Origin of the sequence: Chitinophaga sp. W2I13, from assembly GCF_050434005.1 — a bacterium.
Lineage (GTDB): Bacteria > Bacteroidota > Bacteroidia > Chitinophagales > Chitinophagaceae > Chitinophaga.
The window spans coordinates 5,133,032-5,149,166 of the sequence record NZ_JBNPWD010000001.1 but is presented as its reverse complement, the minus strand read 5'-3'; the positions used below and the strand labels follow the sequence as shown (position 1 = coordinate 5,149,166).

Sequence of the window (16,135 nt, the reverse complement as noted above, 5' to 3'; positions counted from 1 at the left end):
TCTTTAAGGCTATATGTTAACCAACCGGATGAAAACAATATTGTTGACCTGCTGCGGACTCCTACTGTTTGCCGCGCTCCGTGCGCAAAACCTTGAAGGCGTATGGAAAGGCTATGCTGCCGCCGAATCACAGGGATGGTTTTATGGCACCGGCAGTTATATAATGGATATAAAACAAACCGCCGCCGGGAAATACACCGGCACTGCCTGGTTTTACGAAACGCCGCAACTGTATGGCGAACTAGCGGTGACTGGCCAACGAAACGACAGTGCCGATAACTGGCGTTTTGAAGAGATAAAATTCAACCAGCTCACCATCCCCAAAAATCATAGCGCCCGGCTGGCAGTCATGAGCCTGAAGTTGTTTGATATTGATGGAGAAACAGTGCTGCAGGGAAGCATGATCAGTTACTCAAAGTACACTGGTAAAGTACATACCAAAAGAGTGCTGCGGTTATCGAAGCTCAGCGGGGCGGCAATTGCTGCCCTGGAAATTCCAGGCAGCGGGAAAACATTTCCTCCATCGGAGGCTACTCCTCCACCCAAACCGGATACAGTACCACTTGCAGCGAAACCAGCGCCGGAACGGAAAAACCGGGTACAGGGAAGCTATGATATCAGCAGTCCGGGTATAGACATCAGCCTGTATGACTACGGCACCATTGATCACGATACTGTAACCGTATTTTTCAACGACGTAAAAGTGGCCGACCGGCAGGAACTTACCGGCAGCCCGTTGCGCATTCATCTTACAGCAGATACCACGCAGGAATACCAGGAGCTGGTATTACATGCCAATAACCTCGGCGATATTCCGCCCAACACCTCTAAAATGGTTATTTTAACCAGTGACAAGCGCTATGAACTGAAAGTTACTTCTTCAGAAACAGAAAATGCGATGATCCGTTTCCGTTATGTGCCGAAGGGAAAGTGAGTGTCAAGTGATGATACCTGGTATTACAAAATATCCGGCTGTCCGTTTTAAAATAAACAGGCAGCCGGATATTTTATAAGATAACGTAAATCCGTTAAAGATTTATCCACGGGCCATAGCCTGCGGCCTTCGTCCAGGTTCTCTGCATCAGGTTATCACTTGGTCCTTTTGCGAAAATATCTATTGAAAGGGAATCAGCTGAAGCAGTGCCGGGTGCTGAATAGATGTTGGCGCCAATGCTTTCCCATGTTTTCCAGGCAGCTGTAACAGACCAGTTAGTTGTCATCAGGTTATGATTTGCACCCAGCGCAAAGATATCCACAGTAAGGAAACCTCTTGCTATGGCAGAAGGAGCAGACGTAATATTACCACCAACGCTGTTCCATACTGTCCTGTCAGACTCTTTTGTCCAAACTCCCTGTACCAGTTGATTATCTTCCCCACGTGCGTACATCTCAAGGGAAGTTGGGTAACGGGATGTTGCAGAAGCAGCAGAGATAACCGTTACATTGAAATTCTGCCAATATAACCAACCTGCACCTTCTCCGTAATAAATAGTTTGCAAAACATTATTGTATCCTTTTGCAAAAATATTAAGTAAGCCGGATGCCCTTGATTCTGCGGCAGGCGCGGAAGTTAAGTTGCCTCCCAGATCTTTCCAGTCGCTCCACCCACCGGTGGTAGTCCAGGTTTTATAGAGCAGATTGTTGGCAGCTCCTCTTACAAACACATCTATACTGTTTTCGTCTTTAGAAGCAGCACCCGGATCAGATGTAAGCGTACCGCCCAGGTCTTTCCATGCCGACCAGCCCGTGCCAGGTATATAGATCTTCTCCAATAACGTATTTGTTTTGCTTCTTAAAAACAAATGGAGTTCTTTCGTACCTCTTCTATATGCGGCTGCAGGTACGCCAAATTCTCCTGGTGTATTTCCATAGAAATAATTCAACGCCACTACATCATTTGGATTAAACGGATGATCTCCGTTATCGATACAACCCAGCATCCAGCTGTAGGCTGCCCCGGTTGTAGGCGTTCCGTTAATATTGATCAGTTCTACCTGGTTATTTCCTGCCCTGTCCATCTGGGCATATGTACAGCTATATGGATTGTTAACATAGGTGGTATGTCTTAAACCAATAGCATGGCCTATTTGATGAGTGATCAATGTTGCCAGGCGGTTTCCATCCGGGCTATTACCCAGCGCGCTCACATTCAATAAAATGGGACTGGAAGGATTTCTTGGAGCAGCCGGGTAAGCGGAAGTCCGCGCCAATGTATTATTACCAAGATTACTATCACGGATTTCAATATCTGCGTTAGCGCTGCTGGTTACTTTTTTAAAGGTGACACGGAGATTTAAGGCATTATACCTGGCGATGGCAACTTCTGCCGCGGTAACATAAGCAGCCGGCAAACCGGATACTGATATGTTGATTTCACGTGGTAATGCATTCAGTGTATAGGAAAATTTATATTGGTCAGCTCCTCCTATAAAGAGCGTAGTATAGCCTTGCCGGGTTTCGAGGTCATTTTCCGTTAAAAATATATCCCCTTCCACCACATAACCGCCGTCCACTTTTGTAACATTCAGGGTATCAAATCCAAGTGAATTGATCCTGGTAATTGTAGCAGCAGGTATTTTATGGTCGTCCGGATGATCTTTTTTACAGGACGATAAAATTACAATGCCTGTAGCCAGGCAGGCGAGAATTCTAGTTAACAGATTCATAGATACTTGGGTAAATCGGATTAAAGGGATTTTTGAGTTTAATGAATTAAGACACAAAAGTAGCGTTTATACTTATTCTCTCCATATTTTTTCACTTCCTGAGATGTTCATAAATAAACACTTTCTCTTGAAAATGCGAGGGATTAAACACTTTTAGTATAAACAACAGGGCTTCCGTTCGAAAAACGGAAGCCCTATCAGAAGCCCTATCATTTATACTAAAGCATTTATTTAACCGGTATTTCCCGGAGAATATGCAACAGGTAATCGTAGAACTTTCCAACGGACGAGATCTGCACCTTTTCATCCGGGGAATGTGCGCCTCGGATGGTAGGCCCGAAAGAGATCATATCCGGGTTGCCCAGGTGTGCGCCCAGGATACCGCATTCGAGGCCGGCATGACAGGCCCCTACGTTAGGTGTGTGGCTGAAATGATCTTTATACAAGGCCAGTAATAACCGGAGTATTGCAGAATCGGCATCGGGCTTCCATCCAGGGTAATCGCCGCCTTGGTTTATTTCGCAGCCGATTATTTCAAATGCGGCGCTCACGGCAGTGGCTACATCGCTTTTAGTACTTTCCACGCTGCTGCGTTGCAGCGATTGTGTAATAAAAACACCCTCCTTTGCCTGTACCCTGGCGAGGTTGGAGGATGCTTCCACCAGTCCCTCGATGTCAGGACTCATGCGGAACACGCCGTTGGGCACTGCGTAAATGGCGCGCAGCAGCTGCGGGAGATAGGCCGGGTCCATTACCAGCGAAGGCATCGCCGTTTCCTTACATTCCAGTACGAAGGAGGGCTCTATGATTTTATACTCGTCTTTTATGGTGGCTTCAAATTCACTGATAACGTTCATGAACTTATCCTTATCCGCAGCCTGAATAGCCACAATGGCCTGTGATTCGCGGGGGATAGCGTTCCGGAGGCTTCCGCCATCTAAACTGGCCAGCTGAATGTTTACCTGCCCTGCTGCTTTATATAGTAACCGGTTCATCACCTTATTGGCGTTGGCCCTGCCCTTATGAATTTCCATACCGGAGTGGCCGCCCAGTAATCCTTTAATGCTGATTTGAAATGCGATGGCGTTTTTACCTGCGGGCACTTCCTTATAAACGCCTTTTGTATTGGTGTCGATGCCGCCGGCACAACCGATGGTCAGCTCATCTTCCTCCTCTGTATCGAGGTTCAGGAGGATCTTCCCGGAGAAGTTAACGGGGTCCAGTTGCTTGGCGCCGGTCATGCCCGTTTCCTCATCGATGGTAAACATGGCCTCAATAGCGGGGTGCGGGACATCCTTTGCCGCCAGTACCGACATGATAGCCGCTACACCGATGCCATTATCTGCACCCAGTGTGGTACCACGGGCTTTCACCCAGTCTTTGTCCACGTACATATCGATGCCCTGGGTATCAAAGTCAAATACCGTATCGCTGTTTTTCTGATGAACCATATCGAGGTGCGACTGGAGGATAACCGTTTGCCGGTTTTCCATGCCGGGGGTTGCAGGCTTCTTGATGACTACGTTACCGATGGCGTCTTTTGTGGTTTCCAGGCCAAGACGTTTTCCGAAATCCATCATAAAAGCGATCACTCTTTCTTCCTTTTTGGAAGCGCGGGGAACGGCGTTCAGTTCAGCAAAATGCTGCCATAAGTGTTTTGGTGATAAATCTTTTATTTCCATTGAAATATATTAACCGTTGATAAAGGTATTTGTAAAGATAATTCATCCCCGGTTGCTTTGGTACGGTTTTTAAACTTTTATCCCGCGTCAATAATTACATTTAAATTAATTTTATGGAACATAATCTTACGAATACCACGCCCAAACAGAAGCTCCTGATAGTGGAAGATGAAGGGGAAATGTGTTTACTCATCAATTTATTGCTCGACGGGAAAGAGATGGAGATAGAGCATGTACAAACAATTTCCGATGCTGTGGAATATTTTCAACAGCAGCCCCCAGCCATTGTATTGCTGGATAACCGGCTGCCGGATGGGTACGGACTGGACTTTATCAGTTATATCAAGGAAAAATATCCGGCCACCAGGATTATCATGATATCAGGGATGGATGCGGCTGCAAAGGATGTGGCGCTGGCTAACGGTGCAGATCTGTTCCTGGAGAAACCTTTTAATAAAACAATGCTATACAATTCTATTGAGAAGCTGATGAACTAAAATAATTTCACCCGGTGCTGCTTCATCCCGGCGCCGGGTGAATAACCCCACCTACTTTTTGGTAGGCGCTTGTTTTGCATTGTTACTCCTGCTAACTTGGCTGCTTAATTATTATCTTTAGCATAATCAAGCACCCGGTAATGACTTCAGAGAAAAAAATTCCCACACTATACGAATGGGCCGGCGGTATGCCCGTATTTGAAAAGCTGATGAATGCCTTTTATGAAAAGGTATTGCAGGATGAATTATTAGCGCCCGTATTCCGGCATATGTCGCCTGCACATCAATTGCATGTAGCGCATTTTATTGCGGAAGTTTTCGGCGGACCAAAAATGTACAGTGAAGAAGATGGCTCTCATTTTAAGATGATCCAAAAACACCTCGGGAAACACCTCACTGAGCAACACCGGAAAAGATGGGTGCAACTGCTGATAGAAACGGCCGACACGCTGAACCTCCCGGATGATCCCGAATTCAGGTCTGCTTTTGTGGCGTATATCGAATGGGGAACACGTATAGCCGTAATCAACTCCAGGGAAACGGAAGTACCCCTGAAGCCGGATGAACCGATGCCGAAGTGGGGATGGGGAGAACCGGGCGGACCTTATATTCCCTGAGGTCGGCCCATGCCCTTTTCCCAGTCCTTCCTGATCCTTAGCAGGATCATGAGATAAGGGATATCTACTAACAACCAGAAAATATTCGTGGCCACTACCACGTAGCCCACCATCCCGTGAGCCATACTAATGTAAGAGCTGTAGCACCCCACCAGTATGGAAATTGCCACCGCTACCAGGGATAACAGTATAGCGTACTTCTTCTCCAGCAAAATTAAAAGGTTAGGCAGGAACCTTATCAGCGGAAGCAACACGGCAGTGGCAATAGAAAATATTACGGTAAGACTGAATTCATTCAACTTAAATACATCAGGATACCGGATATACCGGAAACAGTTGCCTAACAGCGAATAAATGGAAGAAACCATAAAAACCCAGGCATATATTCTCAGCGCAAGCGGCATTATATCGCGGCGGCGAACGGCTGATTCGCCTGAAAAATCTTTGTCAAAAATGGAGGAAATATCGTTGGTCACAGAGATGATTTAAGCTGTAAGATATTAAATTTCTTCTCAACAGGTTATAGTCCTCCCATGATGATCAGGTCTGTTGTAGTGCTTCCATCAGCGGCGGGGTATTGCTTCCGTTGAAGATCCATTATCTTAAACCCGTTTTCTTTCAAAGCATTCACCAGGTAATCAGCCTGATGATAGTACATATACAGCTCATCGCCCGCACTGGAGCGCTGAATGCCGGATCTGGCATAATCATCTTCCATCGTGCTGATATAAAACACGCCACCCGGCGCCAGTAAGCGGGCGGCATCCCCGATCATTTTCACGGCCTCTTCCCGGCTGAGATATGGCAGGCAAAACCCACACATAATCCCCTCGAACAATTTGTTCAGCCGGAGGATGTCCCTGGCATCCATCAGCATAAACTCCGCGGACGGATTATTGCTGCGGGCCAGTTCCAGCATATTGGGCGCCAGGTCTATTCCCAGCACGTGAATGTCCGGCCGCTGCTGCAGCAGGTATTTGGTGATATTGCCGGGACCACAGGCGATCTCTAAAACAGCCGCCTCTTGTTTGGGAATACTGTTGCAGAAAAGATCAAATGAATCGTGGTATAATGCCACGTCCATAAATTTATCCTGGTATTGGACCGCACGTTTATCAAAAACGTTGATGGCCTGCTGTAGCTTGTCCATACCTGAATGTATGAAAATAACAGGCAACTGCCCCAACGAGGGCAATTACTCCGTAAGACCATTGGGATCCATTGTAAGCGCTTCGCTCATGTAATCTAAAAACGGGCGCATGGCTTTAAAGGTCAGGTTTACTTCTTTCAGAAAATCTGCACTCAACACCTCTTTATCAGTGAACTTCCTTACCAGTACAAACTGCTTATGACGCAACAGGTCGATCGCTTCATGATCCGGGGCAAAACCTTTCGGCGCAGTTTTCAACTGTTCTCCCTCCAGTGTTTTAAAATAGGTTTTGAAAGATTTACTGTTGAGGATCTTTCTCAGCGGTGCCGGATCAAACGCGATTTCTTCCCGGATCCGCTTCAGGTCTTCCGGAACGGGCCCCCAGAATCCGCCTGCAACGAAGCTGTTGCCTTCTTCTATATGAAAATAATATCCGCCCCTGCGGAATTTGGTGGCGCGCCGGAAGCTCCCGCTCCAATGTGTTTTATAAGGGGTTTTATCGTTGGAAAAACGGGTGTCCCTGTAAATGCGGAACAGGCTCTTTTTCCCGGAGGGCGTTTCTATCAGGTCATGCACCGAAAGTTCAGCCAGCAGTGCTTCTGCAAATTCTTCTACCAGGCCCAGCTCTTGCTGATAAGTTGTTTTGTGGGCATTAAACCAGTCCCTGTTGTTATTCTCTTTTAATTTACTTAAAAAATGAAAGCCCGACTGGTGTATGTGTGGTTGTGATGTATGCTTCTTTGCCATGATGTTCCGTTATTTATAAAACCTGCTACCCCTGTTGATAACAGGTTACAAAAGTAAGTTTTTTCCCTTTGCCGGGGCAAACGGAAACAGATAATTGCCTATATTCACAAAGCACATGGCAGCGTGATTGTGTTGCTAATTACGAACCCAAATGAATAAACAGCATCCATGAAAATAGCCACTTATAATGTTAACGGCGTCAACGGACGTCTCCCGGTATTACTTCGCTGGTTAAAGGAAACGGCGCCTGATGTGGCCTGTTTACAGGAATTAAAAGCACCTCCTGAAAAATTTCCGGAGCAGGCCATCCGCGATGCGGGTTACTCCCCCATCTGGCACGGACAAAAAAGCTGGAACGGCGTAGCCATCCTTTCCCGGATAGGTGAACCCAAAGAAATAAGAAGAGCGCTCCCCGGAGATCCCGAGGATATCCACAGCCGTTATATAGAAGCCGAAATTAATAACGTTACCATTGGTTGTCTTTATTTACCAAACGGCAACCCCGCTCCCGGTCCTAAGTTCGATTATAAGCTGAGCTGGTTCAAACGCCTCACGGCGCACGCCAAAGAGCTGCTGGCGGCCAAAACACCGGTGGTACTGACAGGCGACTATAACGTAATGCCCACGGAACAGGATGTATACAAACCGGAACGTTGGGTGGATGATGCCCTCTTCCGCCCCGAAACGCGCGAAGCATTCAGGAACCTGAGGGATCAGGGCTGGACTGATGCCATCCGGAAACTATACCCTGATGAAAAGATCTATACCTTCTGGGATTATTTCCGTAATGCATATGGCCGCGATGCGGGCCTGCGTATCGATCACTTTTTACTGAGCCCGCAACTGGATAGTCGTCTCGTTGCCGGTGGCGTGGACCGCCATGTGCGCGGTTGGGAAAAGAGCAGTGATCATGCGCCGGTGTGGATAGAGCTGACAGATGTATGAACATCACCGTTATCCCACCAAATATTAGTACCTTAAAAGACAAATACCTGTAGACTATGACCACAAAAGAAACTTTCACCCTCCACGGCGAAAACCTCTTAAAAAAGATCAAAGAGCTGATTGCTGAAGGGAATGTACGGAAGATTACTATTACAGATAAAGAAGGAAAGGAGCTGATGACTTTCCCGTTAACCATTGGCGTAGTGGGTGCATTACTGGCGCCCGTTTTTGCAGCAGTTGGCGCACTGGCGGCACTGATCGGCGAGTGCAGCATTACCGTAGAAAGAGAACCCAAAAAGGAATAGCAATTTCACGATTTGATAATATTGCGGTAACATAGTCTTCATACGGAAAGGGCACATTTGCGCCTTAAACGTATCAACCACTATGACTGTAGTACGCTACTTTGCTCCATTAGGATTTGTGTTCCTTTTTGCCTGTCAGAAAAACGACACCCCTCCTGATAACAACAATACGTCTTATCCTGCCAAAGCCACCCTGGCTGGTGCTGTAGTAATGACCACCAACATGGCCGGTGTAAAAGTTTACAATGGCGGTTATGGATCTTCTATTGCAAACGTGCCCGGGCAGCCAGGCTATTTTTACCTGATGACCGACCGCGGTCCGAATGCAGATGGTATCATCAAGGACTCCAAAGTATTTGCCGTACCGGGGTTTAATCCACAGATCGGAAAATTCAAGCTGAATGGCGACTCGCTCGTACTGGTAGAAACCATTCATATCAAATCTGCTGCAAACGTACCCGTAACGGGGCTTCCCAATCCTGCAGGATCAGGCGGTACCGGGGAAACGGCGCTCGACAAAGATGGCAAAACACTTCCTGTAGATGCAGAAGGTATCGACTGTGAAGGTCTTACGGTAGCAGCTGACGGTACTTTCTGGCTGAGTGACGAATACGGTCCGCACCTGGTGCATCTCGACAGAAGCGGCAAAACATTGGAAAGGATCAATCCTTTTGGTACAGGCACCGGCGGCAGGAAGATCCCTAAAGTATTTGCGATGCGCCGCGCCAACCGTGGCATGGAAGGGCTTACCATTACCCCTGACGGCAAAACACTGGTAGGCATTATGCAGTCGCCCTTATACAATCCTACCAAAGATGCGGTGAAAAACTCCCTGTTTACCCGCATCCTCACCTATGATATCGCCTCCGGTCAAACTAAGCAATACCTCTATAAACTGGAAAACAAAAATACCGCTAACAGCGAAATCACCGTGATCAGCAATAGTACCTTCCTGGTGCTGGAGCGCGACGGTGAATTCCCCGGCGATCCGGTTAAACCATCGCTGATCAAAAGAATCTATAAAATCGACCTTTCGGCAGCTACTGATATTTCTGATGCCGGCGACGGCGCGGGCGGCAAGCTGGTGAATGGCAAAACAGTAGAAGTGCTGACCGATGAAGAACTGCAGGCTGCAGGCATCAAAACCGTTTCCAAATCGCTGGTGGTTGACCTGTTGAAAGATATCGCCGGTTACCCGCATGATAAACCGGAAGGTATTGTACTGGTGAACAGCACTACCCTGGCAGTGAGCAACGACGATGACTTTGGCATCGTTCCCCCTGATCCGGTTAACAATACCTATATCCAGAAAATACTGCCGCTTACCGGCAAAACAGATTTTAATACTGTCTATTTTATTAAACTGGTTACACCATTGTTTTAAACGATACATTACCATAACCTGCAACGCCTGCGCCAAGCGCGGGCGTTGTACTTTTATACAAGGCTGTGATCATTATTCCCTTATCTTTCCGGAAAATAAAACAATGTTATTTGCCGGATTGTTAGCTTATACATGCCAAGCATTCCGTTAATCATCTAAAAAAAATTATGAAGATACCTGCAAAATTATCTGTTATCATGCTCCTCTTGTTGGTATACGCCTGTGGCAACCCGGGCAACGAAAAAGGGTTACAACAAGGCAGCGATACCAGCAGTACAAAAAAGGAGGTTGCTATAGACAGCACCGATGTGTTGGAAAATAAAGTACTGTCGTCCAACGAACAGCAGTCATTGACGCCGGAAAGGGTGCTTGATATTTTAAAAGAGGGAAATGAGGACTTTGTAAATGACCGCTTAACGGTCAGGAATACTTCTTCCAGGGTAAGGGCAGCGGCATTGAGCCAGTTTCCTAAGGCAGTGATTTTGTCGTGCCTGGATTCAAGGGTACCCGTGGAAGATGTTTTTCACAGGGGGATCGGCGATGTATTTGTGGCGCGTGTGGCGGGGAATATTGTGAATGAAGATATGCTGGGCAGTATGGAATATGGCTGCAAAGTATCCGGCGCAAAGGTAATCCTGGTGCTGGGACACGAGCATTGCGGCGCGATTAAGTCGGCCATCGATAATGTAAAACTGGGCAATATAACCGCGCTGCTGTCAAAAATACAGCCGGCAGTTACCAGCATCAAAGAATTTAAAGGAGATATGAACAGCAAAAATGAGTCGTATGTACATGCCGTTTGCGAGCAAAATGTAAGGCTAACGGTAGAGAATATACGTAAAAATAGCCCTATTATTGCAGAAATGGAAAAAAAGAAGCAACTGATCATTACAGGCGGCGTTTACGATATGAACAGCGGAAAGGTTACTTTCTTTTAACAGCTACACTAACAGGCAAGGCTATGCTTACACAAAGGGGATTAACGGCCATTACACTCAACAGGGACAAGATCACCACCCCGGGGGAATATCCTTTCAACATACCCGCGTTAAAAAACTTTTCGACCCTGCAGCTGCATCCGAAGGTTACCTACCTTTCCGGTGAAAACGGCATGGGAAAATCCACCCTGATAGAGGCCATTGCGGTGGCCTGTGGTTTTAACCCCGAAGGTGGCTCACTGAATTTCACGTTTTCCACGCGTGCTTCCCATTCGGTATTACATCAGTATATCCGGGTAGCCAGGGCGGCAGTGCGCGCAAAGGATGGCTTTTTCCTGCGAGGGGAGAGCTTTTTCAACGTGGGTACCAACATTGAAGAACTGGACCGGGAAGGTATGGGCCGGCGGGTGATTGACAGTTACGGCGGCGTGTCCCTGCACGAGCAATCACATGGGGAGGCGTTCTGGTCTTTGCTGGTGCATCGCTTTTCCGGTAATGGCCTGTATATACTGGATGAACCGGAAGCCGCGCTTTCCCCTACGCGGCAAATGGCCATGCTCACAAGAATGCACCAGCTAATCGGGCAGCAGTCGCAGTTTATCATTGCCACGCATTCCCCTATTGTAATGGCTTACCCCGATGCCCTTATTTACCAGCTGACAGAAAACGGGATCCAAAAAACCAGTTATACCGCCACAGAAAATTATAAGATCTCTCACCAGTTTATCAATAATTACAAGAACATGGTGAAAATCCTGCTGGAAGATGTTTAATCTTTAAAATCAGGCACCACATAGCTATAGGCGGTATAACGCAGTTCACTCCATGCGTTTTTCCCCGGGAATTTAAATCCCGGGTATAGTTCCTGTTCTACCGGTACAAATACGATCCTTACCCTGATGCGGCTGCGTCCTTTTGTAAGGGCGGCCGGAACCAGCCATTCATCATCGCGGAAGCGGCGGTTACTGGTTTGCACTTCGTACACCCTTTTATCCAGTTCTTTTGGCGGATTGCTATGCATGCAGGTATTGGCGCCGGCCAGGTACCAGGTGCCGGCGGGCTTCCATTTAAGATGGGTGGTGTCTCCGTTGTCGTCTGCGATATATATTGCTGCCTTTTGATTAGGGTGACTGTAATCCAGTGTACGCCGCAGCAGCGCACCAACGTTGGCGGGATCGAGGCGGATGGTGAATTCCGACACGCCGGTGGTATAACGGCCATCTTCTGTGTGTACGGGGTAGATTTCTTTTCTGCCCTGTCCTTTAATGTTAAGCGAATCAACACCCAGTTCGTAACGGGAAACAATGGATTCTACCGGAGATGCCTGCGGAGAATGATAGCCATGTTGCTGTTCACTGCCCGGATCACCGATATCCAGTTCATCTGTTTTTATCAAAGAGGGGGCGGGCAGTCCATACCAGTAGGTAACGGATTCATAGTGTTCGGTGGAGCGATTGTCCACACCATGTTCCAGCTGGATGCGGGCATTGCGTCCAAAGGGCATGAGATCAGCGAGGAGGAAACGGTATGCCGAGTGGATGAGGTCTTTTTTATCTTTTGCCTGCTCCTTCCGGGCTACGCCGCAGGGATGCCCGGCAAGTGGAAGCGACATATTCCTCCCGCCCCAGTAATCGCCGCCACCACCCCACTCTTCCGTACCCGTGCCCTGAGCCTGCGGCGTTTGGCTGTCGTCGAAGAAAAAACGCGGGTCTCCCTCCAGCGTGCCGAGATCGCCGCTATGTGTAAAAATAAAAGAGGTGCCAACAAAACTGCCTGACCATTCGGATTTGCCTTCCATTCCACGTGTATCCAGCAACGTTAGATCTTCTCCCAATTCCGGTGATGGAAAATTGCGGTAGGTAGCATGGAAATAGCTGCTGAATGCGGGCCGCAATTGCTGTTGCTGGTAGCGAATCTCATAGTTAATGAAAGTCTCCCCGGGTGTGATACCAGCCAGTTCAAACTTTGCCGCCTTGAAGAATGGCATCGGATAGTAGCAGGCCAGCACTACATTTTGCCGGATACTATCATAGCGGATATTGATAGGAAAGCCTTTTACAAGGTATTCCCGGGCGCCCGCGTTGTGCAGGGTACCTGCGCCAAAGAACAGGCTGAGCGGCGCATCTATAGAAGGTAGGGAGGCATCATCCCAGGTAACCAACAGGCGGAGTCTTTCCAGTTTTTCCGCGTCTGCAAGCGGAATAGTGAATTTAAGGGCCCTTACTACCGCCATACCACGTATATCCGTCAACGTTACCTTTTCCTGGTTGAGCGCTACCGTTCCCTGGCGGGTTGGTATATGTACCGGTGCAATATCCTGCCCTGCTTTACTGAGCAGCGCTACTACGTCTTTGTCGGGTGCTTTTTCTATATCCCAGCTTTTGATGCGTTGTGAAAGATTGCGGGGGTTGGCAAACAACTGGTAAATGTAGTACCCTGTGCCGTAGTGTGTGCGGGAATACGCGATGCGCAGGGATTGCCGGAATGGAATAGGTGTCCAGATGAGGTCTGCTCCTTTGGTGTCGCCCCAGGTCCAGGCCAGCGGGCGGGGAAACGGCGCAGCCGGGATGAAGGCGCTTGCTTTAATGTTCCGGAGGGCATTTACAGGATCTTCGGTAGCCGTTTCTTTTATGGTATGTTTCTGTCCGTCCGTAGTGAAATGCCAGGGACTTCCGTGCCAGTGGTTGGTACGAAAAAAATAAAGTATGCCCGTTCCCGTTACATCCAATGTAACGTTATCCGTTTCCCCGTTCATGAAAAGATAGTGGCTGGCGTCGGCCGCTTCATTACTGCCGGAGCGGTCGTAGGTACTTCTCATATAAGTTCGCATTCCGAACCGTTGAGAGGGCCATTTGTCCCACATCCGGTATGCATCGGCGCCGGCAGGTATCACGGGGAGGCGCTGAGCCTGAAGCGGCAGCACGGATTTACAGAGGACAAGCACCAGCAGGCAGGTATACCGTAAATACGTTGTCACGCATGATTTCAGCGGGTGTATGTGTTTTGCAACTATCATAAATTGTATTAGCTTCATTATATAATTCCGTTGTATGAAACCGATTCTGCGTAAGGTTGACACCGGCCATAACTATTCGTTCAGCATCCGGGAAGACATCTACCCTTACCTTTATAATCACTGGCATTACCACCCGGAAATTGAACTTACGCTGATCCGCAAGGGCAGCGGTATGCGGCTGGTGGGCGACAGTATGGAAAGATTTGAAGATGGCGACCTGGTGCTGCTGGGCAGTGAACTTCCGCACATGTGGCGGAGCGATGCCATTTACTTCCAGGATCAACCCGGGTTGCAGATAGAAGCCATTGCCATACATTTCGGAGACCACTTCTGGGGCGCCGGTTTCCTTGACCTGCCGGAACTGACAGCAATAAAAGAACTGCTTGCAAAAGCCAGGCACGGCATCCGGATTCATGGCGTTACCCGTGAACTGATCAGCCGGGAAATGGAGAACATCCTCAAAGCCGGGCAGGTACAAAGGATCACCTCCCTGCTCAACATACTGGACACCATCGCCGGTTCAAAAGACTGTACCCTGCTGTCGAGCATTGGTTTCGCCAGTTCCTACAACATCATCAACACCGATAACATCAACAAGATCTATCATTATACCTTCAATAATTTCCGTAACAAAATCACTCTCAAAGAAGTGGCTGCGGCGGCCAACGTAAGCCCCAATTCCTTTTGCCGGTATTTCAAATCCAGGACACTGAAAACGTACTGGCAGTTTTTAATGGAAGTACGCATTGGCTATGCCTGTAAACTGTTGATAGAAAACAACCTGCCTATGTCGCAGGTAGGCTATACCTGTGGATTCAACAACCTCTCCAATTTCAACCGGCAGTTCAAACTGCTCACACACAAAACGCCGCTGCAATACCAGAAGGTATACGTGCAGGCCAAAACGGGCTAGTTTTTTCCATAACGCTTTACGCGCAGGGCAGCCTGTGCTTTATGTCCCGCAAATCCTTCCAGTTCACACAGCCGCATGGCATATTCGCCAATCATAGCGCTGGCTTCCGGCGTGCAACGCTGATAGGTACAATTTTTCAGGAACTTACCTACCCATAGTCCGCCGGTATACTTTGCCGCTTTGCGGGTGGGCAGTGTATGATTGGTACCAATCACTTTGTCGCCGTAAGCTACATTGGTTTCAGGACCAAGGAACAAGGCGCCGTAGTTGGTCATTTTTTCAAGGAATACACCGGGGTTGCGGGTGAGCACTTCCACATGTTCACTGGCCAATTCGTCTGCTACGGCGATGGCTTCTGCTTCGTCTTTTACCAATATCACGGCACCATTATTTTCCCAGGCCACCCTTGCGATGTCCGCAGTGGAAAGAAAGGTGAGCTGTCTTTCTATCTCCACCAGGGTTTCACGGGCCAGCTGTTCAGAAGTGGTGATGAGCACACCCGGAGAGGTGGGGCCATGTTCTGCCTGCCCTAATAAGTCGCAGGCCACCATTTCCGCATCGGCGGTTTCATCTGCAATCACCAGTACTTCCGTGGGACCGGCAAACAGGTCGATACCCACTCTGCCATAGAGTTGCCGTTTGGCTTCTGCTACATAGGCATTTCCCGGACCTACAATCATGTCCACCGAGGTGATGGACCCGGTGCCTATTGCCATGGCGCACAGTGCAGGCACGCCGCCTAAAATGTAGATTTCATCGGCTCCTGCAAGGTGCATGGCACAAACAGTGGCTTCCGGCACCTGGCCGTTGATAGGTGGCGTGCAGGCGATGACCCGTTTTACGCCGGCTACTTTTGCGGTGAGGATACTCATGTGCGAAGAGGCCACCATCGGGTATCTTCCACCGGGAATATAACACCCTACGCTGTTGACCGGGATATTTTTATGCCCCAGGAAGATGCCCGGCAGTGTTTCTATTTCGATATCCCGGATGGAAGCGCGTTGCTGCTCCGCAAAAAAACGGATCTGCTGTTGCGCAAACTGGATATCGCGGATCACCTGGTCCGGTGTGCGTGCTATAATCTCCCGGATAGCTGCTGCCGATAACAGAAAGGCAGGTGGCGACCAGCGATCCAGGGAAGCGGAATACTTCACCACGGCAGCGTCGCCGTGCTGTTCTATCTCACTGATCATTTTCTCTACCGTTTCCTTTACCCGGGCATCGGTAGCTTTTAATGCCGCTTCGCTCTTCCCTTCTTTTAAAAAAACAGCCATA

The 16,135-nt window shown here is 48.4% G+C and carries 16 protein-coding genes; 9 read left to right on the top strand and 7 right to left on the bottom strand.

Features of this window, described 5'->3' with window-relative positions; all coding sequences use genetic code 11:
* The first annotated feature begins 28 nt into the window (after nucleotides 1-28).
* Entirely contained in the window at nucleotides 29-934 is a 906-nt protein-coding gene (locus tag QFZ48_RS21190; protein WP_429050026.1) for a hypothetical protein, read from the top strand.
* A gap of 94 nt (nucleotides 935-1,028) precedes the next feature.
* Here the strand turns inward: QFZ48_RS21190 and QFZ48_RS21185 are convergent, their stop codons facing one another.
* The gene (locus tag QFZ48_RS21185) at nucleotides 1,029-2,666 is read right to left on the bottom strand and encodes a M57 family metalloprotease (RefSeq protein ID WP_429050028.1); all 1,638 of its coding nucleotides are present in this window, start codon (nucleotides 2,664-2,666) and stop codon (nucleotides 1,029-1,031) included.
* 227 nt (nucleotides 2,667-2,893) lie between these two features.
* Nucleotides 2,894-4,348, bottom strand: coding sequence for an aminoacyl-histidine dipeptidase (locus QFZ48_RS21180; RefSeq protein ID WP_429063479.1), 1,455 nt, complete (start codon nucleotides 4,346-4,348; stop codon nucleotides 2,894-2,896).
* A 113-nt stretch (nucleotides 4,349-4,461) separates the two neighbouring features.
* Here QFZ48_RS21180 and QFZ48_RS21175 point away from each other — a divergent pair, with 113 nt between their 5' ends.
* The gene (locus tag QFZ48_RS21175; RefSeq protein ID WP_429050032.1) at nucleotides 4,462-4,845 is read left to right on the top strand and encodes a response regulator; all 384 of its coding nucleotides are present in this window, start codon (nucleotides 4,462-4,464) and stop codon (nucleotides 4,843-4,845) included.
* A 140-nt stretch (nucleotides 4,846-4,985) separates the two neighbouring features.
* A complete protein-coding gene (locus QFZ48_RS21170; RefSeq protein WP_429050034.1) occupies nucleotides 4,986-5,462 on the top strand; it encodes a group II truncated hemoglobin in 477 nt (158 codons plus the stop codon).
* Here the strand turns inward: QFZ48_RS21170 and QFZ48_RS21165 are convergent.
* Genes QFZ48_RS21165 through QFZ48_RS21155 form a run of 3 tightly spaced genes read right to left on the bottom strand, consistent with a single transcriptional unit; the run spans nucleotide 5,450 to nucleotide 7,359 of the window.
* Complete coding sequence (locus QFZ48_RS21165; RefSeq protein WP_429063477.1) at nucleotides 5,450-5,938, bottom strand: hypothetical protein; 489 nt, start codon at nucleotides 5,936-5,938, stop codon at nucleotides 5,450-5,452. The genes QFZ48_RS21170 and QFZ48_RS21165 overlap by 13 nt on opposite strands.
* 44 nt (nucleotides 5,939-5,982) lie before the next feature.
* The gene (locus tag QFZ48_RS21160; protein ID WP_429063475.1) at nucleotides 5,983-6,612 is read right to left on the bottom strand and encodes a class I SAM-dependent methyltransferase; all 630 of its coding nucleotides are present in this window, start codon (nucleotides 6,610-6,612) and stop codon (nucleotides 5,983-5,985) included.
* 45 nt (nucleotides 6,613-6,657) lie between these two features.
* Entirely contained in the window at nucleotides 6,658-7,359 is a 702-nt protein-coding gene (locus QFZ48_RS21155; protein WP_429050039.1) for a DUF2461 domain-containing protein, read from the bottom strand.
* A 168-nt stretch (nucleotides 7,360-7,527) separates the two neighbouring features.
* On the opposite strand from QFZ48_RS21155, the gene xth reads away from it, so the two are divergent.
* The 5 genes from xth to QFZ48_RS21130 all read left to right on the top strand — a co-directional run bounded on the left by xth (nucleotide 7,528) and on the right by QFZ48_RS21130 (nucleotide 11,704).
* Nucleotides 7,528-8,304: an exodeoxyribonuclease III gene (gene xth, locus QFZ48_RS21150; protein ID WP_429063473.1), complete on the top strand. Its 777-nt coding sequence runs from the start codon at nucleotides 7,528-7,530 to the stop codon at nucleotides 8,302-8,304.
* Between the two features lie 56 nt (nucleotides 8,305-8,360).
* Entirely contained in the window at nucleotides 8,361-8,609 is a 249-nt protein-coding gene (locus QFZ48_RS21145) for a DUF4342 domain-containing protein (RefSeq protein WP_370907671.1), read from the top strand.
* An 82-nt stretch (nucleotides 8,610-8,691) separates the two neighbouring features.
* Entirely contained in the window at nucleotides 8,692-9,993 is a 1,302-nt protein-coding gene (locus QFZ48_RS21140; RefSeq protein WP_429050042.1) for an esterase-like activity of phytase family protein, read from the top strand.
* 167 nt (nucleotides 9,994-10,160) lie between these two features.
* Entirely contained in the window at nucleotides 10,161-10,931 is a 771-nt protein-coding gene (locus QFZ48_RS21135; RefSeq protein WP_429063471.1) for a carbonic anhydrase family protein, read from the top strand.
* Between the two features lie 23 nt (nucleotides 10,932-10,954).
* Nucleotides 10,955-11,704 (top strand): AAA family ATPase, encoded by a 750-nt coding sequence (locus tag QFZ48_RS21130; protein ID WP_429063470.1) that lies wholly within the window; start codon nucleotides 10,955-10,957, stop codon nucleotides 11,702-11,704.
* On the opposite strand, the gene QFZ48_RS21125 is transcribed toward QFZ48_RS21130, so the two are convergent.
* On the bottom strand, nucleotides 11,701-13,947 hold the full coding sequence (locus QFZ48_RS21125) for a DUF2961 domain-containing protein (protein WP_429063468.1): 2,247 nt from the start codon (nucleotides 13,945-13,947) through the stop codon (nucleotides 11,701-11,703). The two genes, QFZ48_RS21130 and QFZ48_RS21125, sit on opposite strands and share 4 nt — an antisense overlap.
* Before the next feature lie 34 nt (nucleotides 13,948-13,981).
* Between QFZ48_RS21125 and QFZ48_RS21120 the strand changes: the two genes are divergently transcribed.
* The gene (locus QFZ48_RS21120; RefSeq protein ID WP_370907676.1) at nucleotides 13,982-14,860 is read left to right on the top strand and encodes an AraC family transcriptional regulator; all 879 of its coding nucleotides are present in this window, start codon (nucleotides 13,982-13,984) and stop codon (nucleotides 14,858-14,860) included.
* Here QFZ48_RS21120 and hisD read toward each other — a convergent pair.
* Complete coding sequence (gene hisD, locus QFZ48_RS21115) at nucleotides 14,857-16,134, bottom strand: histidinol dehydrogenase (protein ID WP_429063467.1); 1,278 nt, start codon at nucleotides 16,132-16,134, stop codon at nucleotides 14,857-14,859. The two genes, QFZ48_RS21120 and hisD, sit on opposite strands and share 4 nt — an antisense overlap.
* Nucleotide 16,135: the final 1 nt, after the last annotated feature.

What these genes read in the sequence shown, in the direction of transcription:
- QFZ48_RS21190 (WP_429050026.1), top strand. Translation starts at nt 29, where the DNA reads ATGAAAACAATATTGTTGACCTGCTGCGGACTCCTACTGTTTGCCGCG.
- QFZ48_RS21185 (WP_429050028.1), bottom strand. Translation starts at nt 2,666, where the DNA reads ATGAATCTGTTAACTAGAATTCTCGCCTGCCTGGCTACAGGCATTGTA.
- QFZ48_RS21180 (WP_429063479.1), bottom strand. Translation starts at nt 4,348, where the DNA reads ATGGAAATAAAAGATTTATCACCAAAACACTTATGGCAGCATTTTGCT.
- QFZ48_RS21175 (WP_429050032.1), top strand. Translation starts at nt 4,462, where the DNA reads ATGGAACATAATCTTACGAATACCACGCCCAAACAGAAGCTCCTGATA.
- QFZ48_RS21170 (WP_429050034.1), top strand. Translation starts at nt 4,986, where the DNA reads ATGACTTCAGAGAAAAAAATTCCCACACTATACGAATGGGCCGGCGGT.
- QFZ48_RS21160 (WP_429063475.1), bottom strand. Translation starts at nt 6,612, where the DNA reads ATGGACAAGCTACAGCAGGCCATCAACGTTTTTGATAAACGTGCGGTC.
- QFZ48_RS21155 (WP_429050039.1), bottom strand. Translation starts at nt 7,359, where the DNA reads ATGGCAAAGAAGCATACATCACAACCACACATACACCAGTCGGGCTTT.
- xth (WP_429063473.1), top strand. Translation starts at nt 7,528, where the DNA reads ATGAAAATAGCCACTTATAATGTTAACGGCGTCAACGGACGTCTCCCG.
- QFZ48_RS21145 (WP_370907671.1), top strand. Translation starts at nt 8,361, where the DNA reads ATGACCACAAAAGAAACTTTCACCCTCCACGGCGAAAACCTCTTAAAA.
- QFZ48_RS21140 (WP_429050042.1), top strand. Translation starts at nt 8,692, where the DNA reads ATGACTGTAGTACGCTACTTTGCTCCATTAGGATTTGTGTTCCTTTTT.
- QFZ48_RS21135 (WP_429063471.1), top strand. Translation starts at nt 10,161, where the DNA reads ATGAAGATACCTGCAAAATTATCTGTTATCATGCTCCTCTTGTTGGTA.
- QFZ48_RS21130 (WP_429063470.1), top strand. Translation starts at nt 10,955, where the DNA reads ATGCTTACACAAAGGGGATTAACGGCCATTACACTCAACAGGGACAAG.
- QFZ48_RS21125 (WP_429063468.1), bottom strand. Translation starts at nt 13,947, where the DNA reads ATGATAGTTGCAAAACACATACACCCGCTGAAATCATGCGTGACAACG.
- QFZ48_RS21120 (WP_370907676.1), top strand. Translation starts at nt 13,982, where the DNA reads ATGAAACCGATTCTGCGTAAGGTTGACACCGGCCATAACTATTCGTTC.
- hisD (WP_429063467.1), bottom strand. Translation starts at nt 16,134, where the DNA reads ATGGCTGTTTTTTTAAAAGAAGGGAAGAGCGAAGCGGCATTAAAAGCT.